Below are 21327 nucleotides of genomic sequence, written 5' to 3'. Positions count from 1 at the left end.
ATTATGGCAAGTTTACCGATATTCATAAGCGCTGTCGCTAACTCAACAGACGAACCGCACTTTCCAATACTAATTACTTGGTCGACACACGATGGACAAGTGAAAGAAGTATTGGTTACACCCGATGACGAATGGCTTCATAGTCACGCCATTGAACCTAATATACAAAATTTAGATGAACAACAACTCTACGAATTCGGCTACGAAGCTCAAGATATTTTGACCGAATGGGCAACCGAACTTGATACAGACACAATGTATGCTATCGATGCCGAAATCGTTGAAATCTTAATCGAGACCTTATATGACACAAAAGGCCTAGAACCTTCTTTTGAAATCAACTCAATTGAACAATGGTTTAGCGAACGTGACGTCAATATTCATCAAGCACGTGAAGAGCAAGGTGAACATACGCCTCTGCAATTACTGAGCCCTGATGAACAAATTATGAGCCTACTGCAAATTGCCGCCAACCATGATCTACTTGATTTGAGCGCATTAGAAACTGACGACTCGTAAAACAGCGCTTAAAATAACGAACATAAACGGGGTGCTATAGCGCCCCGTCGTGTATGTCTCTAGAGTGAAGTCAGTTTTAATTATTCTAGGAATCGTAATGAAAGACATTCTTCCAGACCTATGTGACCTTTACCCTAACCACATTCAAATTGCCGAGCCTATTTTTCAGGATTATGGTGGTCGCGACCATTTCCACGGTGAAGCGGTAACCGTTTATTGTTTTGAAGATAACAGCCGTGTCCGTGAACTTGTGCAAACATCAGGCAAGGGCAAAGTTCTTGTCGTCGATGGCGGCGGAAGTAAGCGTCGCGCTTTGCTTGGAGATATGCTCGCCGAGAAAGCAGCGAGTAATGGCTGGGAAGGCATTGTCATTCATGGGGCGATTCGCGATGTGGTTGCACAGTCCCAAGTTCCGTTAGGCCTTAAAGCCATTTGCGCCAATCCAATGCCGACTGAGAAAAAAGGGCTTGGGGAAGTCGGTAAGACACTTTCATTTGCCGGCATTACGATTTCCAATGGCGACCACATCTATTGTGATCGCAATGGCATTTTGGTTGCCAAGCAACCTTTAGCGCTCCCCTAATTGAACTCAAAATACTAGGCAACGGCAGCAATACTTTTTGCGAGAATAAACGACAAAAAAGGGGAAGCATAGGCTTCCCCTTTAACCATCACACTAGGTGAAAAGCTCTGCTGAACAGCAGACTACCCTAAAGATAGTCCAATTGGTAAGGTTTCGCCAACCAACTTAGACAGTTCAAAATCACTCAACTCTGAGGAAGACGCCTCCAGCCGCTGTAGCCACTGAGCTGGGCATTTATCTTTTCTAAGTTTGTCAGACACTTTTTTTCGCAAAGCGCTCAGCTCTTGCGACGCTTCATCAGCCGTCAGCTGAACCATCAATACAGCCGCAAGTCCAGCTTGCTTACGCTTTTTCCAGTCTTCTCTCAACGCTTCTTGGGTAAGCTTTATTGCCACTTTTTCATCAAGTCGATTCTGCTCATTATGGATCAACAGACGTCGTGAAGCCAAACGACCTACCGACCACCAAGCCGTGTCTGGCTCCGATGATTTTTTAAGACGCTTAGACAGCCAATCAATACTTTCAAGCTTACGCTCGGTCGGTAATTTCTCTAGGGCGCCAACCATCCGAATCATGTCATCACTTGATTTTGTTGCTAACGCTTTTTGCTTATCTCGTGATCGCTGACCTGAGGGCGAATAATATTGCGCAAACTGCTTATAAAGGCTCTCTTGGGTTGCAACAGACAATCCGCCCGCAATACGTCGATAAAGCGTCCAGTGCTGTCCCCAAACAGGGGCTTGATCATGCTTAGGGCCTTGTTTAGTAGCATTAAATGTCTGTTCAACACGTGCCTCGTCCCCCATTGCGCCATAACCTGGACGCAAACAAAACCCGATAAGTTGCAACCACTGGCGCTCGTGCTGAGGCGACTTTGTACGGCCACCTTTAACCGCCAACAATTTATCTACCAAGCGGCGAGATGTCGCTAAGCTCCACTCATCACGGTCACCTAACAAACGATCAAGATCTTGTTTAAGAGCTTTAACCAAGTCTGGATACTCTTTTTGGCCAGCGGCAGAAAAACACTTCACTAAGTGCTCTTCCGCTTGTCCCATGCTCTGGTGCAGTTGGCCTTCTTGATCATTTTCAGATTGCTCTTGTGTGGCCTTAGCAACGCCAAAATGCAACGTCCATTGATCGTTCAACTTTGCCGAGCGCAACGATACCTCAAGCACACCGACTTCGGTCATGGTCGCGGCAAGATTTACTTCGACTGACAACGAATCACTCGAACCGTCCAGCTCAGTCACCAAATTAGAAACAAAGTGTAAACCTGCTTCATCCGATTTCAGTTCACCTACATCACAACTTAGGTGGTCATCACAGCGATAAAGTGGAAACTGAACCTGTTCCCCCATCTTTACGCTAAATGTTTGATCAAGCTCTACCAACTCTTCTTTCGATGTGCCTTTTGGGAGCAAACCTAAAAATTGCCCATCCGCAAGCTTTAGCAACAAACTGTGCGGCACCCCACTTTCAATGCGCTCTGATTCACCAGCCAGTGCTCGCAAATACTGAGCTGCACCTTTTGCGACCGCATCATTCGGCTCAGAAGCATCGCATATCACTAGCGGCTGCTCTGACCAATTGTTCAATTGTCTCAATACGCGCTGCTTTAACAACGGGCTGTTAAACAAACCGCCATTAAACAACACCACGTCAGGCATTGAAGAACCTGTCGCGTTGCGAATCTCATTTTCATGGGCACGCAAAAAAGCCGCTAAGTGTCGTGTAAAAGCGGCATCATTCTCATAGGGCAAACCTAATGTATGTACGGCATAGTCACTTTTTAGAACCTCTGCAGTGATGGTCTCCATCGGCAAGAAGCCAGATTCCACTTGCTCCACTAGCTGAGCGCGATCAACCGTGAATTTCTGAGAGCCACCAATCAGTCTACTACCGCCACCCAATACCGTTAGAGTGACCGATTCAGGCGCATCCTCGCTGAGTAGAGACTCTTTGGCTTTACGGGTTTGTTGAACCAATGCCGCTAAACGAGACGCTGACAAGGCTGAAATTTGACGAGGATCGAGTTGATAAGCCAACGCTTGATCTAAGTTATCCCCCCCTAACAGCAAATGATTACCTACCGCAACACGCTTAAGCGTGGTTTTCCCATGACTCGTTTGACCAATACGTACCAAACTAAAATCCGTCGTCCCACCACCGATATCAACGACAAGCAGCATCTTTCCTCGCGCTAAGACATCTAAGTTGTCCTGATCGCGAATAAAGTGATAACACGCTGCTTGTGGCTCTTCTAACAGATATAAATCACCGTAATTGGCATTTCTAGCGGCTTCTAACGTTAATGCACGAGCTTCCTCATCGAATGACGCTGGCAAGGTCAATGCAACATCTTGATGCTCTAATAAATTTTTCGGAAAAGCGTGATTCCACGCTTTACGGATATGCTCCAGCAACAAGGTACTTGCTTGCAAAGGACTAATCTGACGAGCAGATTCTGTCCCCCATGGCAAAATCGCTTGACGGCGATCCACTTGTCGGTGACTCAACCAACTTTTAGCACTCTGAATCAACTGTCCAGAGCGTCGTTGACCAAGCTCTAAAGCACCATGACCCACAATCAAATCAGTAGCTTGGCCTCGCCAAGGCAAAACAGGCTCGATCTTGCCCACTTCGTCTTTGGCGAGTAAGTAAATAGCGCTAGGAAGCCGCGTAGAAGGACGAACTGTACCATCCGCCATAAATTGCGGTATGTCCAAAAGTTTGGGCTCTGTCTCGCCCGCCGCAAGGTAGGAAACCACACAGTTCGTGGTTCCCAAATCAATACCAATACGATATCGAGCGTTTGACATTAAGACTCCCTAACTTGGAATTCGATGGTCCATACCAAATCTGATTTTACGTCATGGGCTTGCAGTAGTAACAACCCAAGCTCTGTTACACGAGAAGATAAACAGACACGTACCATATCACCTTCTTGGTAATGACCCGCATCCAGCGCAATCGATAAGGGGCTCAATTCACGCAACGCAGGCACAGAGAATGAAGACGTGACTTTGCCTAATGTATCGACGTCAGCATTTTGCGATTGGAAGAAGCGAAAGATCACCGACTCACCCACGACTAATGAAAACTCATTAGGCAGCATTTGCTCATCTGAGCCTTCTTCAAGACCAAAAGGGGCGACACATAATGCGTCGACAGGAGGTGCCATGCCTGGAATAGCAGGCATAGGACTAGCAACGCCAATGTAATAATTGGCCGCTAAACCACTTTTAACTTTAACACCGCCCTCTTGTTGCACTTTCTCATAGAAAGCAGCACCTTTGGCCACAGCATAGTCAAGGTGTGCAGGCGTGAGCATAGTCAACTCAGTATGCTCACCTAACATTTCCTGTAAGCGCTGCTCCAGCAAATCACGAATAGGCTTAGCGTTAAACACACCACCGTTCAGCAGTACCTTATTAGGAACCACTTCAACCGTTGCTAAAAACTCTGAAATATGACGTGTAATTGCAGGATCGGCTTCGTAATCTAGGTTAATTGCTGCGAAACCTGAGCGCTGACCAGGTTGAGCGCGCTCACCTAGCGTTACCGCAGGAAAAAAGCCTTCAAGCAATTGCTGCTGAACGTCCGCTTGCGTCAGGGTCGCTTTGATACTGTTATTAAACAAACTGCGGCCACGACTCGGAACAACAACGGAGGCTTCTGCAATCTCTTGATTACCGAGCAAGCGCTCCTTGGCTTCGCGACAGGCTTGCGTCAAACCAGAGATCTGCCATGGCTCCAATTGAGTGCCTTGCTGCGCTAATTGCCCTGCTAGGTGGTAAGTTAGCGTCATATCCATGTTGTCACCACCCAACAGGATGTGACGACCTACAGCAACACGCTCAAGACCTAAACTGCCGTCTTGATCAACCGCTTGAATCAAAGATAAATCGGTTGTCCCCCCACCTACGTCCACAACTAAGATGTGATCATCAACGTTTAACGAGTCAGTCCATTTTGGCTGGTCCGCTAACCAGGCATAGAACGCGGCCAATGGCTCTTCGATTAAACGCGCACGCAATCCAGCATTTTGAGCGGCATTTTCCGTAATGCTTCGAGCTGCAGGATCAAACGATGCTGGCACAGTAATGACTACATCTTGGTCTGCCATCGGCGCATTCGGGAATGCGTAATTCCAAGCGTTAACAAGGTGCTCTATATACCATTGAGTGACTTGAGCAGGAGAGACTTTCTCAACTTCTTCGAGTGCATCCACCGGTAAAACATGTTCGTCCGCGTTCACGCGCGTATGGCACAACCAGCTTTTCGCACTTTGCGCCATACGTCCCTGAGACTTAGCGCCTAATTCACGAGCGAGTGCTCCGATAACCACATCGACATTGCCCCATGGCAATTGTCGATCACTCTCTAAAAATTCTGTTGCATGCGGAAAATAGGCAAAAGATGGTAACAAGGCCAACTCTTCAACACGACCAGCCGCCGTAAGCTGAGGAATATTAAGTTGCTTTAACGTTGCATCATCACCCTGTTCAGCATAGAAAATTGCAGAGTGTGTTGTTCCTAAATCGATACCAATAAAATATTGTGACACTTAAACCTCCACTTCCGCAGGCGCCAAAATGTGTAGGCTCTCGGTATTGGTAACTTTGGGTAAATTGGTTGCAGTGACTTGCCAGCCTGGGTGAATCAATGTCCCTGCGTAAGGGCCATCACCTTGAACTCGTCCTTCTAGCTTGATCGACTTCGGATCATAGTCCGCAGCTACTTCCACACGACTGTTTTCTGGTGAACCATTAACAACATCGACAGTGAAATATTGACTAACCACTTTGGCACAACCGGCATGAATTTGACGTGCAGCCGCACCGACGTCTTCATCGCTGTAGCCATCCACACTTTCTTTCACAAAATCGATAAAACGTGCTTCTTGTTGCAACAACTGTAGGAGTTGCAACGCACCGTCTTCATTTACGGTATCAAGTTTAGGGGCCTGAACTTCTACTTCTTTGATGACTTCAACTGTTTTAGTCACCACCTCAGGTTCAACTTCTGACGCAAACTTATGACCATCACTTACGGCTGAGCATCGTGCTGCGTATTGACCATTACCCATGTACTTAAAAAACTGGCCGAACGCGCCAAAAAAGCGCGTTACAAAGCCTATTGATTTAATTTCATCTGCCATTTTGTTTATCCGTTTTGCATTTCTTCTAACTCGACCCAGCGCTCCATCGCATTTTCGAGTGCTTGTTCTGTTTCGCTCAGCTTAGCAAGCGTCGCTTGAACCTTTTCAGGGTCGCCAGCATAAAAATCTGCAGACGCTGTTGTATCAGTCAACGTTTCAAGTTGCTGCTCTAATTGCGCAATCTGTTCAGGCATTCCGTCTAATTCACGCTGTAATTTATAACTAAGCTTATTCTTTGGCTTAACTGGCTCAGGCGCTTTCTTAGGAGCTTCAACTTTCTTCTCAACTTTCACCGGTTTCTCTACTTCAGCACTGGACTCATCTGGGAACTTGCCTCCTTGACGAATCCAATCTTCGTAACCACCTACATATTCTTGCACCACACCATCCCCTTCGAAGGCGATTGTGCTAGTTACCACATTGTCCAAGAAAGCACGGTCATGGCTCACCAACAATAACGTACCGTCATAGCTCATAAGCAATTCTTCTAAAAGCTCGAGTGTTTCAACATCCAAATCATTAGTTGGCTCATCCATTACCAACAAGTTCGCAGGACGTGTAAACAGCTTGGCTAATAAAACACGATTTCGCTCTCCACCAGACAAGGCCTTAACAGGTGTTCGAGCGCGCTCAGGTGGGAATAAGAAATCTTGAAGATAACCAATGATGTGTCGATTTTGACCATTGATTTCAATCGTGTCTTTGCCTTCACCGACATTGTCCGCAACTGTTTTCTCTGGGTCTAATTGATCACGAAGTTGATCAAAGTACGCAATATCAAGCTTAGTGCCTTGACGCACCGAACCGGAATCCGGCGATAACTGACCTAATAAGATTTTTAAGAAGGTACTTTTACCACAACCATTAGGGCCAATCAGACCAATACGATCACCACGGCTCACGATCAGATCCATTGGTCGCAAAATAACTTTATCAGCAAAAGAGTGCGCGACTTGGGTAAACTCCGCCACCAATTTACCGGATTTGTCTTTGCTTTCCAGCGCCATTTTAGCCGCACCTTGGCGGTTGATACGCTCTTTACGCTCTTCACGTAAGGCTTTCAAAGCTCGTACACGTCCTTCATTACGGGTACGACGTGCTTTGATCCCTTGGCGAATCCATGTTTCTTCTTCCGCTAATCGCTTATCAAATAACGCATTCGCACGCTCTTCTTCTTCCAATAGCTTTTCTTTGAAATCCAAAAAGCCGGAAAGCGTGCCAGAAAAAGACAATATATTACCGCGGTCTAATTCGATAATGCGGTTAGCCAAATTTTCTAGGAAGCGACGGTCATGGGTAATAAATAAGATCAAGCCGCGAAATTGCTTTAGTTGTCCTTCCATCCATTCGATTGTTGGTACATCTAAATGGTTAGTTGGCTCATCTAAAAGTAAAACATCAGGATTGGACAGCAATGCTTGAGCAAGGATAACTCGGCGACGCCAGCCCCCCGACAACTCAGACATCAATTTGTCTGCGGGTAGCGCTAAACGTTGAATCATATGATTCACACGTTGATCCAGATCCCAGCCTTGACGTTTATCCAGCTCGTTTTGAATGTGCGCCATTTCGTCATGGTGCGCATCATCATAATTCTCCAGCAGTTCATTGTAACGTTGCATTAGAGCATGCAAGTCGCCACCGCCTTCGCTGACAATTTCACGAACCGTTTTATTGTTTGCCGCAGGTAATTCTTGAGGAAGCTGAGCGACACGCATGCCACCTTCAACACGAATCACACCTTCATCCGGGATCACTTCACCGGCAATGATTTTTAAGAATGTGGATTTACCAGCGCCATTGCGACCAATAATGGCCACGCGCTCTCCAGCTTCCGCTGAAAAGCTGACTTTATTTAGTAACGGATTGTGGCCAAAAGCCACACTCACTTGGTCGAGTGTTAATAAACTCATAGAATTCCGTAAATACAGGGTCAATTTAGTGGCATCATGTTATCACTGTTCGCCGTGGAGTTTTAACAAAAGCCGCGTTTTTACGTTGATTTTTAATCAATTTCCTAAAATCCAAACGACTAATTTAAGCCACTATATAGGTTCCTTTGACGCCATCTATATTTTTTAGTCATAAAAGTCTGTCAGAATCCTATATAAGCCGCTTATAATTTGCACAAAATAATAGCCATAGCTTATTTGATGGAGTTCAGCATGACGAGCAAACTAAAACAGGGGCCTATTTTAGCAGTAGGCATTGCTGTAATAGCGATTACATGGATGTTTATCGGAGGCCATGGCATAACACACGCTCAATCAAGCCAAGTCAATGAATCTCAAACGAATCAAAACACCCCTGATAATGAACCAATCAAATCTGCCACTTCTTCCCCCTTCAAAGTGCAGACACAAATTAGCAATGCGCAGACAATACAAGATGCGTTGCAGTTGAGTGGTCAAACAGAAGCTAATCACACTCTTTCTATTACTGCTCAAAGCTCTGGCCGTGTAACCTCAGTAAATGCCAAACAAGGTGACACTATTCAATCTGGTGCCAATCTAATAACAATTGATGATCGTGCTCTTCGCTCTAAAATCCAATATGCTGAAGCATTGATCAAACAAAACACCTTAGAACTCGAAGGGATAAAACGCCTTACATCACAAAAACTAACATCAGATGTTAGCGTTGCTTCTGCTGAAACTAAATTAGCAAATGCGAAAGCGAATTTAACTTCACTTCAAATAGATCTTGAGAACCACCATATTAGCGCACCTTTTTCCGGCTTTATTAATAATATGTCCATTCAAACTGGCCAGTGGTTAAATGCCGGTGAACTCGTTGCAGAGGTCATTGATTTATCACCTTTGAAGATTACTGCGAACGTTCCACAAATCGATTTAGCAAATATCAGCCTAGATCGTCCTGTTGCTATTGAAATCAACGGTGGTCATCGTGTTATGGGCAACATTCAGTTTATCAGTAAACTCGCAGATTCGCGGACGCGTACCTTTCCAATCGAAATTGAAATTCCAAATTTAGATAGCAGCATTTCAGCAGGACTGAGCACAACCATACAAATCCCCCTATCGGAAGCCTTAGCTCACAAACTATCTCCTGCTTTATTGAGCATAAGTGAAGACGGCCAAATGTCTGTTAAAACTGTTTCAGATAACAATCTTGTTGAAGTTCATGAGGTCGTCGTGGTTCGTTCTGAACGGAGTCATGTCTATGTAAAAGGTCTGCCTGATACCGTTAAGTTGATTACAACAGGACAAGGGTTTGTTAATGCAGGCGATAAAGTCGAAGTGCAACCTGTTGAGGATAATGATAAGTCATGAATGCCATCATTAATGCCGCCCTCTCTCGTTCACGAACCGTTTTATTGTTGTTCGCACTAATTATTATTTCAGGTACCGTTTCTTATATTGAGATTCCGAAAGAAAGCACCCCTGATATCACCATACCTATGGCTTATGTCTCTGTTTCCTTAGAAGGTATTTCACCCGAAGACTCTGATAGTCTTTTAGTGCACCCGCTTGAACAAGAGCTACGCAGTGTAGAAGGGCTCAAAGAGATTCGTTCGACTGCTTCTGAAGGTCATGCATCACTTATTTTAGAGTTTCTCTCGGGTGTCGACATCGATCAAGCCATCATAGATACCAAAGACAAAGTAGATCGTGCCAAAAGTGAGCTCCCTAGTGATGCCGATGAACCCACTGTTACAGAGATCAATTTATCGACCTTTCCGGTCATTCGAATCAATCTGTACGGCAACCTAGAGTTTGCCACTTTAAGTCGCATTGCTAACCGCCTTCAAGACGATATTGAATCTGTTGAAGGTGTACTAGAAGCGAAAATAAGCGGTGATCGTGAGCAACAAGCGGAAATTATCATTGATCAGGAAAAGATAGATAGCTACGAATTGTCGTTAAGTGAAGTAGCAACATTACTGTCTTCAAACAACCGTTTGGTTGCAGCTGGTAATTTGGATACTGGCGCAGGACGATTTCCTATCAAGGTCCCAGGACTTCTGAAAACCGAGCAGGACATTATGAATTTGCCGGTGAAAGTTTCTGATCATCAAATTGTACAACTGAAAGACATTGCCGTGGGTGAGCTTACATTTGAAGATGCCCACAGTTTTGCACGAGCAAATGGTCAGCCAAGCATTACACTCGCGGTATCAAAGCGTGTAGGAGCCAACATTATTGATACCATTGATGCGGTTAAACACGTTGTGAAGCAGAGCCAATCCAATTGGCCTAACGATTTACAATACAGCATTACTCAAGACCAATCCGAAGAAATCGAAACCTCACTAAACGACCTGTTTAATAATGTGTTAGCGGCGACTTTATTAGTGATGTTTGTCATCGTTTGGGCGCTGGGGTTACGCTCCGCCATTCTTGTCGGCCTTGCTATCCCCGGCGCATTTTTAACAGGCATTCTGTTACTCAATATACAGGGCTTCACTATTAACATGGTGGTTCTGTTCGCGCTTATCCTCAGCGTTGGCATGTTGGTAGACGGCGCCATTGTTGTCATAGAGTATGCTGACAGAAAGTTAGCGGAAGGTCACACTAAACAACAAGCGTATGGTGAAGCCGCCAAGCGCATGGCATGGCCTATTATCGCCTCCACGGCTACGACCATTGCGGTCTTTATGCCACTAATGTTTTGGCCCGACATTGTCGGCGAATTTATGCGTTACTTACCTATTACTGTAATTGCCACGCTAGCGGCTTCACTTTTGATGGCGCTCATTCTCCTTCCTACCCTAGGTGCGATTATTGGTAAAAGTAACCCTAACGATAGCACTCTTATGGCCGCGCCAGAACTACACGAGAGAAGTGACCTGACAAAGTTAACGGGTCTTGCAGGTATGTATGGTCGCTTGCTAACACGCTTAGTAGAACACCCTGTTCTAGTACTTTTAACGGCTATTTTAATGCTTATCGCGTCTGTTTTTTTATATGTAAGCTTCGGCAAGGGCGTTGAATTCTTCCCCAATGTTGAGCCTGAAGTTGCCAACTTGGAGGTTCGTGCTAGAGGCGATTTAGCGTTAGCTGAAAAAGATGCCTTAGTCCGTCAAGTGGAACTTAAAATACTGCCATTCAAAGAATTAAAAAGTGTTGTTAGCACCACTTACAGCACACCGCCTAATAATGGTTCAGCCGATGCCATCGGCACCATCACTATGGAATTCATTGACTGGCACGAGCGCCGACCAGCGAGCAAAATTTTAGAGGAGGTTCGACAACAAGCTCAATTGATCGCAGGCATTAAAGTCACAACAGTAGTAGAACAAGGTGGCCCTCAATCTGGCTCAGATATTGAGCTACAGCTATCTTCTAACTTTAGCTCTGTGCTTAATGATTCTGCTGATCAAATCGTATCGGAACTACAAAATCAGCCTGAAATCATTTCAGTAAGCGATGATCGCTCTCTTCCTGGCATAGAGTGGCGATTAGAGATCGACCGAGCAGAAGCAAGTAAGTATAACGTCAGTGTTGATATGCTTGGCAATGTAGTTAAGTTAGTCACCACAGGCATCACTCTGGGAGATTTCCTTCCTGATGGCGCGGAGGACAAAATTGATATCGTACTCCGATTCCCTGAAAATGAGCGGACATTAGATCAGCTTGATCAGCTTCATATTACAACTGCTCTTGGGGTCGTTCCCATCAGTAATTTTGTCAAGCGTGTCGCCGCACCTAAACAAGGCCACATTCATCGAGTAGATGGAAAACGTGCCATCAAAATATCTGCCGACGTTAAAGATGGACTGGTGGTCGATCAAGTGATCCAAGGTTTTAAAAACAAACTTGAAAAAGCCGACCTGCCAGAAGACCTTACTTATGAATTTCGGGGCAATACTGAAGAACAACAAAAAGCAGGTGTTTTCTTAACCAAGGCCTTTGGCGTGGCATTTTTTATAATGGCCATCATTCTTGTCACCCAGTTTAATAATTTCTATCAGTGTTTGTTGATTTTAAGCGCCGTATTATTTTCAACAATGGGTGTGTTTTTAGGACTATTAATCAAGAGTGAACCATTTGGTATTGTAATGAGTGGCGTGGGCACGATTGCATTAGCTGGGGTCGTTGTGAACAACAATATCGTTTTGATCGATACATTTAATGGTCTAAAGGCGCTAGGCCTATCCACAAAAGAAGCAGCTATACGTACCGGCGTACAACGTTTAAGACCCGTTTTATTAACCACAATAACGACTGTACTCGGCCTACTACCGATGGTATTCCAGCTGAACATTGATTTCATTCACCAAGAATTAAGCGTCGGCGCCCCCTCTTCACAATGGTGGACACAACTATCAACTGCCATAGCTGGTGGGCTTGCGTTTGCTACGCCGTTAACACTTTTATTAACGCCTTGTTTATTGGTGCTTGGCGCACGAAAACTAAATAAGTCTTGATTATGTAAACAATAAGTACAAAAACTTACATTTTAAACTTGTGGTGTGTTTATGCCCTATACATAATGGGTTTATTCTTTCGTTAAAATTAGGCAGTTACATCGATGGATTTTGCATCATTTATAGGAATAATATCTGGTATCGCTTTAATCGTTTCCGCCATTTTTCTTGGCAGCAGTGATTTTACAATATTTGTTAATATACCAGGCATCATGATTGTTATTGGTGGCACCATAGCCGCCACACTACTTACATTTCAGTTCAAGGACACGATGGCTGCCTTAAGAGCAATGTTCATTGTTTTTGCTCAAGACAAGCAAGACCCTCAAGCTATGATTCAAACTATGCTGCAGTTGACAAAAATTGCGCGTCGTGAGGGCTTAATTGCCTTGAGTCGTGTCGATGCTGATTCTCCCTTTTTAAAGCGTGCTCTCGCCATGGCGTCTGATGCTTCAGACGAAGACTACATTCGAAATACACTCCAAGCCGACATAGACTCTCTCAAAATGCGTCATTACGTCGTACAAGATGTGTTTAAAAAAATGGGCACTTACGCACCTGCCTTCGGTATGCTTGGGACACTGATCGGCTTAATTCAAATGCTTTCTCAATTGGATGACCCTGAAACGATTGGCCCTTCTATGGCTGTCGCACTATTAACCACATTTTATGGTTCTTTACTTGCTACCGTTATTTTCAATCCAATTGCAGGCAAACTAAAAGCAAGAACTATTCTAGAGATTCAAACACTTGAAATCATTCGCGATGGTACTGTCAGCTTATTAGGCAGTAACAATTACCTTGCAGTATACGAACGACTTTCTTCTTACATCCCAGCGCACCAGCGCAAACCTGCGGGAATGGGCGGAGATTAGCCATGTCTGACCCTTTATTTGAAGATGAAGAAACCGCTGGCTGGATATTTACCTTTGCAGACTTAATGTCATTGCTACTGGTTTTTTTCATCTTGCTTTACAGCTTATCTAGAATGACAGAAACCACCCTAGTGGCCGCTCTTTCGTCCATTCAGATCGCTCTGAATAGTAATGGTGCACTTGTTCGTCAAGAGCCGCTTAAGTACTCAGGTGGCGGCACAGAGACCATCAAACCTGCTGAGCCTCAAATGGCAACCAACGAACAAATCACATACGCAAAAGATCCTATTGATGAAGAAGTTCGTGAGGAAGTAAACGAAATTGCCAATGATGTGATGAGCAAATTTGTAGCCAATAACCTCGAGAGCCAAGTCGCTGTATTTGAAGACGGTGAAAAAATAACTATCCGAATCGATGGTCAATCATTATTTGAATCGGGTGAGTCAGACATTCTTTACAGCGCCGAACCCATATATGAAACATTGCTGGGCATTTTCAACAGGTATCCTGATTACAACATCAATATCAAAGGACATACCGATAACATCCCTATTCGTACTGCTCGCTTTCCAAGCAACTGGGAACTGTCTGCCATCCGAGCTACCACAACCTTGCGCTACTTTTTGGAGAACGACATTCCACCAGAAAGAATGACTGCCACAGGGTATGCTGACAGTATTCCATTAGTTCGCAATGATACCGAAGAGCATCGCGCACTAAATCGTCGTGTCGAGTTTGTCTTACAGCGAGATAAAGACAAACCCATAAATGGTGATAAATAGAATATGCAGAATTTCATTGGTTTAATGAGAGCGCCTAGATGAGTGGCGATCAAAACTTTGAATATCAATCAAGCGAACGTCGCAATGCTGTTAGGGTCATTCCAAAAGGACATACACTAACATTTGATGGTGGTATATATAAGCTTGACTGCATTGACATCAGCATGGATGGTGTCGCCCTAGCAAGTGATCTAGATTTAGCTATTGAAGCCGGAGAGCAAATCGCGTTTATTATGGACGAAAATGATCGTGTCATCGGCCAGGTTAAGGCAAAACTTATTTATAAGAAGCCTGGTCGTTCTGGCTGGTTGTTTACTGCCATAGAAGAGCAAGTCTCCGAATTTATCGACGAACTAGTACTTGAAACTCAAAAATCAGTACTACGTACAGCAGCATCTACAAGGCGAGTAGAACAAGAAAAAATTATTTTAGATCAAGAAGACGAATAACAAACAACTTGATCACAAAAAAGAGCAGACTGAGCTGCTCTTTTTTTATTCGCTAAAACCTTTGCTTTATACTTGTGCCAAAGCTTGTTCAACATCAGCAATAATATCGTCGATATCTTCAAGACCAACCGAAAGACGAATTAGCCCTTCTTTGATGCCTGCTTTTTCTTTTTCATCGTCTGTCAAGCGACCATGTGTTGTGGTTGCTGGGTGAGTTACAAGTGTTTTAGTGTCACCTAGATTACCAGTTATAGACATCAAATTAACATTATCGATAAATGTCCACGCGGCGTCTCGCCCACCCTCCAATTCGAATGATAAAACACCACCAAAGTCTTTTTGCTGCAATTTGGCTAGCTCATGGTATTTGTGAGAAGGCAAGCCGCCATAGTTAACTTTAGTCACCTTAGGGTGCTTATCTAAATACTCCGCTAACGCCATAGCATTAGCAGAATGCGCCTTCATGCGGAGACTCAACGTCTCCAAGCCATTCAGTAACACCCAAGCGTTGAAGGGGCTCATTGCTGGTCCAGCACTTCGCATAAAGGCGACAAATTGACCAACAATGTCTTTTGAAGCAATCAGCGCTCCACCTAAACATCGACCTTGCCCATCGATAAATTTCGTCGCTGACTGCATAACGATATCAGCACCTTGTGTCAGTGGGTTTTGCAATGCCGGAGTAGCCAATACAGTATCAACACAAAGCAAAGCACCTTGTTTATGAGCAAGCTCAGACACCTTTACTACGTCAACCACTTCATATAATGGGTTGGACGGTGTCTCAAAATAGCACAACCGTGTGTTGCTATCGATTTCACGCTCCCAAGCTTCATAATCTGTTGCATCTACATAGGCTATTTCAACATTGTATTTAGCCATGTAAGCATTGAAAAATTTAACCGTTGAGCCAAAAATATTGCGCGAGCAAACCACCTTATCGCCTGCTTTCAACAATGAATAACCCAACGTCATTAAAGCTGCCATCCCTGATGAAGTCGCAATCGCAGCCTCACCTTTTTCAAGAGCCGCCAAGCGCTTTTCAAACATCTCAACAGTAGGATTAGTAAAGCGTGAGTAGACATTGCCCTCTAGCTCGCCGCAAAATTTCCCGGCTGCTTCCGCTGCGCTGGAATAAGCAAAGCTTGAGGTCATGAAAATCGCTTCGCTATTTTCTTGCTCTTGGGTTTGACGAATACCCGCTCGAACGGCGAGCGTAGCATCTTTATATTCAGACATAGGTCACTCCAAGTTGACTCTTTAAAAACAACTAAGCCAGGTATTATACCTGGCTTAGTATCAGCAAAAACAAACGTTCACTAAGCCAATGAATCACATTGGATGCATTAGATCATTGTTTGTCGCATTCTCAGCAGAGGATTTGCTTGAATCACTTCGAGCATCTGCAAGATTTTGTAGATAAGCGGCATCAATGTTGCCAGTAATATAACGGCCGTCAAATACAGAGGTATCAAATTCACGCACATCTGAATGTTTTTCATCAATACAAGCTGCAATCAAATCATCCAAATCTTGGAAAATCAAGCGATCCGCTCCGATCAACTTACAGATTTCATCAACATTGCGATCATAAGCAATCAATTCCGTAGCAGCAGGCATATCAATACCATAAACATTAGGGTATCGAACTTCTGGTGCCGCCGACGCTAAATACACTTTCTTAGCACCTGCTTCACGAGCCATCTCAATGATTTCTTGACTTGTAGTTCCGCGGACAATTGAGTCATCAACCAGCAATACATTTTTGTCTTTAAACTCAAATGGCACTGGATTCAACTTTTGGCGGACTGATTTCTTACGAACCGTTTGACCTGGCATAATAAACGTACGCCCAATATAACGATTCTTCACTAAGCCTTCGCGGAATGGAATATTTAGCTCTTGCGCAATCTGCAATGCAGCAGTACGACTCGTATCAGGAATAGGAATAACAACATCAATATCATGATCTGCCCATTCGCGCTTAATTTTCGCAGCTAACCGATCACCTTGGTTGATACGAGCTTTATAAACCGAAATATTGTCGATCACAGTGTCCGGACGAGCAAAGTATACATACTCAAACAAACATGGACGCGGCACCTTAGCCTCCGTGCACTGACGTTGATGTACAGTATGTTTTACATCAAAGAAAAGCGCTTCGCCTGGGCGGATATCACGTTCAATTTTGAAACCTGCTGCATCCAGCGCAACGCTTTCAGAAGCAACCATGTACTCAGTACCGTTTTCAGTTTCTTTTGATCCATAGATAAGCGGACGAATACCGTCTGGATCGCGAAACGCAAGAATACCGTATCCAGTGATCAAAGCGACAACAGCATAACCACCTTCAATACGCTTATAAACACGCTCTAAAGCATTGAATATATCTTCAGGCGTTGGAACGAGCTTACCTTCTTCATGTAACTCATGAGCCAATACATTTACCAACACTTCTGAATCAGATGTTGTGTTGACATGACGTAAATCTGACTCAAAAACTTCTCGCTTTAGCTTGGCAGTGTTGGTCAAATTGCCATTATGGGCAAGAGAAATACCATAAGGAGAGTTCACGTAAAACGGCTGTGCTTCAGCTGAACTCGATGTACCAGCAGTTGGATAACGTGCGTGTCCAATACCGATATTACCGTGAAGCTTCTTCATGTGTCGTGTGCGAAACACTTCACTTACTGGACCGTTATCTTTACGCAAGCATAATAATCCATTATGGCTTGTAACCATTCCCGCAGCGTCCTGACCGCGATGCTGAAGAACCGTAAGAGCGTCAAAGATGGCTTGATTAACCATCGACGTGGCTACTACACCAACGATACCACACATGTATATATACCTCGTGATTAGGGGAAACGACTTTGCCGTCTATTTAACACTTCACACAAATGTGTGATTAACTATTTAAAGTACGTTCGATAAGAGAAGAGTCAAATGCCTCACTCCCCTTGCCTAACATCTCACGTACCCAATCTTTTAATACAACAAGTTGCGGAACAAGCTGAGAAGACTTCCACATATCGGACTTCTCAACAGCAGGACTCAAGCTCAAAAGAGAGATAAAAGCCACCACAATCAGCGCACCTCGAACAAAACCAAATAACATACCAATCACACGATCGGTACTACTTAAACCGGTAGCATGCACTAACGAGCCTAAAACAAGACTGACCAATGCACCAATCACTAATGTCACGACAAACAACCCAATAAACGCAACAATGTAACGTATTTGATCATTTTGAACTTGATCAATTAACAAGGACTGTAAAGGTGTAGTGAACTTCACCGAAACGACAAAAGCTACCACCCAAGTTATTAAAGACATTACTTCTTTAATAAAACCGCGTTTTAAGCTAAGAAGAGACGACAACACCACTACCGCAATGATTAACCAATCAAGCGTTGAGATAGATTGAATATGTTCCACGCTTACCTCTTACTAATGCTGCGCAGTTTACCAAAAGTTCACGTTAATCCAAGCAACCAACGAGTAACTATTACGAATTTGGAGAATATTTGACGACAATTCCGCTGAGCTTAAATTCCTTAAGAACTTTGCTTTTCATTTTCTCAGAAGCATCACGCTTTAATTCAGGCCCAACAAACACTTTAAATAAAGAATTACTGGTCATGACATAAGCAGGATACCCAGCGTCCTGTAAACGCTTTAGCGTTCGTGATGCATTATCTTTTTTGCCAAAGGTGGCTACTTGCAACGTCCAACGCTCGCCAACAGGTGCCACTTCCTTATTCACCGTTGCAGGTTTCTCCACCGGAGTCACTTGCTTAACCTCAGGAATTGGCTCAGCCTGCTGCACCATTTTGGAAGACTCTTCAGGCTCAGAGATCAACTGAATAGTATTTGGATCAGGAAATTCTTCGGTATCGTCTGATAATTCATCAATAGGTTGCACAGGTGCAATAACAACCTCTGGGAATGAAGGCTTGTCAGGTACAGTGATCTGAACGTCCAAAGACTCAGGACGCTCGCCATCTAGTACAAGAGGTAACAATACCGCTGAAGATATTATTAAGAGGCCAGCACCAATTAAACGATATTTTGATTTAGCATCTAGCATCATGAGCTTCCCCTTTGTTTACTGAGTAGATAAGTACTCAGAAACGGTAACAAAAGAACCAAATACAATTACCGTCGCACCTTGTTGACGCGCCGAGTCTCTTGCAGCAGTCAACGCGGACGAAATATCATGGTAGCTGTTTGATTGACTAACGTATGGCGCAAGCTCCGCTGCTTTCGCACCGCGAATCCCGGGCAAATCTAAGAAGTGCCACTCTGAGAAACTGTCTTTTAACGTTTCCAAGACACTACTAATATCTTTGTCTTTAAGCATGCCACAGACAGCAATAACAGGCGTGTTCAAACGCGCCACTTGCTGCTTAAGTTGTTGTGCAGCCTCTGGGTTGTGAGCAACATCAATGTAAAGCGTGGGGGTTGACTCAACTCGCTGAAAACGTCCTAGCAAGCTTGCTTCTGTAAACATACGAGTAAGTGACGCAACATCTACACTAATATCAAGCTTCAGCAAAACAGCAATGACAGTTGCTGCATTTTCAAGCGGCAGTTTAGGCAGCGGCAGGCCCTCAAAAGAACGACCTAACCCACTCCAACCCCATGAACTTTCGGATTGAGTGAAGGTAAAATCTTTATGCTTTTGAATAAGAGGTGCGTCGATTTCTTTCGCCACTGCTGCAATAGATTTTGGCGGATTAACGACACCACTGATAACAGGTTTGCCAGAACGAGCAATACCAGTTTTTTCACGGCCAATAACGTCGATAGAATCGCCCAACCAATCAACGTGATCAAGCGCAATGGAAGTAACAACCGCTACGTCTGTATCCACCATGTTAACCGAATCAAGGCGCCCACCAAGCCCAACTTCGAGCACCCAATAATCCAACTCTAGCTGATCAAACACCCAAAGGGCAGCAATGGTGGAAAACTCAAAGTAAGTTAGAGGCGTATCACCTCGTGTGGCTTCGATAACAGCGAAAGCTTCACATAAAAGCTCGTCAGAGCATTCCTGTCCATTGATTGAAACACGCTCATTGAAACGCAGAAAATGTGGTGACGTATAGGTACCAACTTTAAAACCAGCATCACATAAATACCGAGTCAGCATGGTACAAGTCGAGCCTTTACCATTCGTACCTGCAACAGTGATGACTTTTGCTTTAGGTCGACCTAGATGTAGTTTATCTAGAACAGATTGGCCTCGTGCAAGACCAAGCTCTATTTCAGAAGGGTGTTGGCTCTCAATATATGAGAGCCAACCTTCAAGAGATGTTGATGACATTCAGTTAAGCTGCTTTATGAGTCAAAATCGATAGGATGTTATACAAACGATCACGCATGTCTTCACGTTTAATAATCATATCCAAAGCGCCTTTATCCAATAAAAACTCCGAACGCTGGAAACCTTCAGGTAACTTTTCACGTACTGTTTGCTCTATGACACGAGGGCCAGCAAAACCAATTAATGCATTGGGCTCTGCAACATTCAAATCACCTAACATAGCAAGTGATGCAGATACACCACCAAACACAGGATCGGTCATTGCAGAAATATAAGGGATACCTTGTTGCTTCATACGCTCAAGTGCCGCACTTGTTTTGGCCATCTGCATCAAAGAAATAAGTGCTTCTTGCATACGAGCACCACCTGAAGCAGAGAAACACACCAACGGAATATTTTTCTCAAGACAAACATTGGCTGCCTGAACAAATTTCTCGCCAACGATCGCTCCCATTGAGCCGCCCAAGAAATTAAACTCAAATGCAACCGCTACAACCGGCATACCATTCAAAGTACCTTCCATTGCAACCAAAGCATCTTTTTCACCTGTTGCTTTTTGAGCTGCCACCAGACGATCTTTATAACGCTTAGAATCTTTAAACTTCAATTTATCTTCAGGTTCTAACTGAGCTGCAATTTCAGTGCGATTCTCTTTATCCAAGAAAATATCTAAACGGCGTCGTGCACTGACACGCATGTGATGCTCACATTTAGGGCAAACATCTAAGTTCTTTTCAAGCTCTGGACGATATAAAACGTTGTCACACTTTGGGCATTTTTTCCAAAGACCTTCAGGCACACTGCCTTGTTGTGCACGCTTCGTTTCATTACGCATGATCGAAGGAACAAACTTATCTAGCCAACTGCTCATTTAACTCTCCAAATTTTAACAATCTAATGCCTATTGCTTATTTCATAGTTCCGAACGCATCGGGGAAATAGCGTGCAAGGCATCAGTATCTTGATCTTGTATGCGACATTTGGCTTTCGCAAAGACGCTTACCAAACACTACCGACGATGACACTGCCTTAAAAGTTATTTAGCCATAAGTCATTCGCACGCCGCGAAGACCAAAGCAAACATCAATCAGTAGGTATATTTTTTGCAAAGATTAAACATACCTGTCTGCGCCATCTGTATTTAAAGGTGCAAACCTAGCACTCTTTCAATAGAGACACTCCAACGGTGCCCTTATACTTCTGAGTAAATTTTCGTTGTTCAAAAAGTCGA

17 protein-coding genes are annotated in these 21327 nt (G+C 44.1%); 7 read left to right on the top strand and 10 right to left on the bottom strand.

The window, feature by feature from the left end; all coding sequences use genetic code 11:
• Positions 1-3: 3 nt before the first annotated feature.
• Together AYW75_RS10835 and AYW75_RS10830 are read left to right on the top strand one after the other, a co-directional pair.
• Positions 4-519 carry a hypothetical protein gene (locus tag AYW75_RS10835; protein ID WP_067099313.1) on the top strand — a complete coding sequence of 172 codons (516 nt, stop codon included), beginning with the start codon at positions 4-6 and terminating at the stop codon, positions 517-519.
• A gap of 97 nt (positions 520-616) precedes the next feature.
• The gene (locus AYW75_RS10830; protein WP_067038261.1) at positions 617-1102 is read left to right on the top strand and encodes a putative 4-hydroxy-4-methyl-2-oxoglutarate aldolase; all 486 of its coding nucleotides are present in this window, start codon (positions 617-619) and stop codon (positions 1100-1102) included.
• A 122-nt stretch (positions 1103-1224) separates the two neighbouring features.
• Here the strand turns inward: AYW75_RS10830 and AYW75_RS10825 are convergent, their stop codons facing one another.
• The 4 genes from AYW75_RS10825 to AYW75_RS10810 are packed head-to-tail and all read right to left on the bottom strand — an operon-like array spanning position 1225 to position 8179.
• Positions 1225-3924 (bottom strand): hsp70 family protein, encoded by a 2700-nt coding sequence (locus AYW75_RS10825; RefSeq protein ID WP_067099312.1) that lies wholly within the window; start codon positions 3922-3924, stop codon positions 1225-1227.
• A complete protein-coding gene (locus AYW75_RS10820; protein WP_067099310.1) occupies positions 3924-5672 on the bottom strand; it encodes an Hsp70 family protein in 1749 nt (582 codons plus the stop codon). Before AYW75_RS10820 ends, AYW75_RS10825 begins: the two co-directional genes overlap by 1 nt.
• Positions 5673-6266, bottom strand: a complete 594-nt coding sequence (locus AYW75_RS10815) for a DUF2760 domain-containing protein (RefSeq protein ID WP_067099308.1) — start codon at positions 6264-6266, stop codon at positions 5673-5675. It abuts the gene before it with no gap.
• Between the two features lie 5 nt (positions 6267-6271).
• The gene (locus AYW75_RS10810; protein ID WP_067099306.1) at positions 6272-8179 is read right to left on the bottom strand and encodes an ATP-binding cassette domain-containing protein; all 1908 of its coding nucleotides are present in this window, start codon (positions 8177-8179) and stop codon (positions 6272-6274) included.
• A 252-nt stretch (positions 8180-8431) separates the two neighbouring features.
• Here AYW75_RS10810 and AYW75_RS10805 point away from each other — a divergent pair, with 252 nt between their 5' ends.
• The 5 genes from AYW75_RS10805 to AYW75_RS10785 all read left to right on the top strand — a co-directional run bounded on the left by AYW75_RS10805 (position 8432) and on the right by AYW75_RS10785 (position 14763).
• Entirely contained in the window at positions 8432-9559 is a 1128-nt protein-coding gene (locus AYW75_RS10805; RefSeq protein WP_067099304.1) for an efflux RND transporter periplasmic adaptor subunit, read from the top strand.
• Positions 9556-12657, top strand: a complete 3102-nt coding sequence (locus tag AYW75_RS10800) for an efflux RND transporter permease subunit (protein ID WP_067099302.1) — start codon at positions 9556-9558, stop codon at positions 12655-12657. Before AYW75_RS10805 ends, AYW75_RS10800 begins: the two co-directional genes overlap by 4 nt.
• Before the next feature lie 104 nt (positions 12658-12761).
• The gene (locus AYW75_RS10795; protein WP_067099300.1) at positions 12762-13532 is read left to right on the top strand and encodes a motility protein A; all 771 of its coding nucleotides are present in this window, start codon (positions 12762-12764) and stop codon (positions 13530-13532) included.
• Between the two features lie 2 nt (positions 13533-13534).
• Positions 13535-14314: an OmpA/MotB family protein gene (locus AYW75_RS10790; RefSeq protein ID WP_067099298.1), complete on the top strand. Its 780-nt coding sequence runs from the start codon at positions 13535-13537 to the stop codon at positions 14312-14314.
• A 38-nt stretch (positions 14315-14352) separates the two neighbouring features.
• A complete protein-coding gene (locus AYW75_RS10785; RefSeq protein ID WP_067099296.1) occupies positions 14353-14763 on the top strand; it encodes a PilZ domain-containing protein in 411 nt (136 codons plus the stop codon).
• A 66-nt stretch (positions 14764-14829) separates the two neighbouring features.
• Here the strand turns inward: AYW75_RS10785 and AYW75_RS10780 are convergent, their stop codons facing one another.
• The 6 genes from AYW75_RS10780 to accD all read right to left on the bottom strand — a co-directional run bounded on the left by AYW75_RS10780 (position 14830) and on the right by accD (position 20967).
• Positions 14830-16002, bottom strand: a complete 1173-nt coding sequence (locus AYW75_RS10780) for an O-succinylhomoserine sulfhydrylase (RefSeq protein ID WP_067099294.1) — start codon at positions 16000-16002, stop codon at positions 14830-14832.
• A gap of 93 nt (positions 16003-16095) precedes the next feature.
• Positions 16096-17604: an amidophosphoribosyltransferase gene (gene purF / locus AYW75_RS10775; protein ID WP_067099292.1), complete on the bottom strand. Its 1509-nt coding sequence runs from the start codon at positions 17602-17604 to the stop codon at positions 16096-16098.
• 67 nt (positions 17605-17671) lie between these two features.
• Entirely contained in the window at positions 17672-18205 is a 534-nt protein-coding gene (locus AYW75_RS10770; protein ID WP_082856485.1) for a CvpA family protein, read from the bottom strand.
• A gap of 70 nt (positions 18206-18275) precedes the next feature.
• The gene (locus AYW75_RS10765; protein WP_231886192.1) at positions 18276-18860 is read right to left on the bottom strand and encodes an SPOR domain-containing protein; all 585 of its coding nucleotides are present in this window, start codon (positions 18858-18860) and stop codon (positions 18276-18278) included.
• Positions 18861-18875: 15 nt separating this feature from the next.
• Complete coding sequence (gene folC, locus AYW75_RS10760) at positions 18876-20096, bottom strand: bifunctional tetrahydrofolate synthase/dihydrofolate synthase (protein WP_067099291.1); 1221 nt, start codon at positions 20094-20096, stop codon at positions 18876-18878.
• A 4-nt stretch (positions 20097-20100) separates the two neighbouring features.
• A complete protein-coding gene (gene accD / locus AYW75_RS10755; protein WP_067099289.1) occupies positions 20101-20967 on the bottom strand; it encodes an acetyl-CoA carboxylase, carboxyltransferase subunit beta in 867 nt (288 codons plus the stop codon).
• Positions 20968-21327 lie beyond the last annotated feature (360 nt).

Source organism: Marinomonas atlantica (genome assembly GCF_001639725.1).
In the GTDB taxonomy this organism is placed as follows: Bacteria; Pseudomonadota; Gammaproteobacteria; order Pseudomonadales; family Marinomonadaceae; genus Marinomonas; species Marinomonas atlantica.
The sequence above is the reverse complement of the archived record's forward strand: the minus strand, read 5'-3'. Positions and strand labels throughout refer to the sequence as shown.

Coding starts and splice junctions, on each gene's coding strand:
- AYW75_RS10835 (WP_067099313.1), top strand. CDS start 4: ATGGCAAGTTTACCGATATTCATAAGCGCTGTCGCTAACTCAACAGAC.
- AYW75_RS10830 (WP_067038261.1), top strand. CDS start 617: ATGAAAGACATTCTTCCAGACCTATGTGACCTTTACCCTAACCACATT.
- AYW75_RS10825 (WP_067099312.1), bottom strand. CDS start 3,924: ATGTCAAACGCTCGATATCGTATTGGTATTGATTTGGGAACCACGAAC.
- AYW75_RS10815 (WP_067099308.1), bottom strand. CDS start 6,266: ATGGCAGATGAAATTAAATCAATAGGCTTTGTAACGCGCTTTTTTGGC.
- AYW75_RS10810 (WP_067099306.1), bottom strand. CDS start 8,179: ATGAGTTTATTAACACTCGACCAAGTGAGTGTGGCTTTTGGCCACAAT.
- AYW75_RS10805 (WP_067099304.1), top strand. CDS start 8,432: ATGACGAGCAAACTAAAACAGGGGCCTATTTTAGCAGTAGGCATTGCT.
- AYW75_RS10800 (WP_067099302.1), top strand. CDS start 9,556: ATGAATGCCATCATTAATGCCGCCCTCTCTCGTTCACGAACCGTTTTA.
- AYW75_RS10795 (WP_067099300.1), top strand. CDS start 12,762: ATGGATTTTGCATCATTTATAGGAATAATATCTGGTATCGCTTTAATC.
- AYW75_RS10790 (WP_067099298.1), top strand. CDS start 13,535: ATGTCTGACCCTTTATTTGAAGATGAAGAAACCGCTGGCTGGATATTT.
- AYW75_RS10785 (WP_067099296.1), top strand. CDS start 14,353: ATGAGTGGCGATCAAAACTTTGAATATCAATCAAGCGAACGTCGCAAT.
- AYW75_RS10780 (WP_067099294.1), bottom strand. CDS start 16,002: ATGTCTGAATATAAAGATGCTACGCTCGCCGTTCGAGCGGGTATTCGT.
- purF (WP_067099292.1), bottom strand. CDS start 17,604: ATGTGTGGTATCGTTGGTGTAGTAGCCACGTCGATGGTTAATCAAGCC.
- AYW75_RS10765 (WP_231886192.1), bottom strand. CDS start 18,860: ATGATGCTAGATGCTAAATCAAAATATCGTTTAATTGGTGCTGGCCTC.
- folC (WP_067099291.1), bottom strand. CDS start 20,096: ATGTCATCAACATCTCTTGAAGGTTGGCTCTCATATATTGAGAGCCAA.
- accD (WP_067099289.1), bottom strand. CDS start 20,967: ATGAGCAGTTGGCTAGATAAGTTTGTTCCTTCGATCATGCGTAATGAA.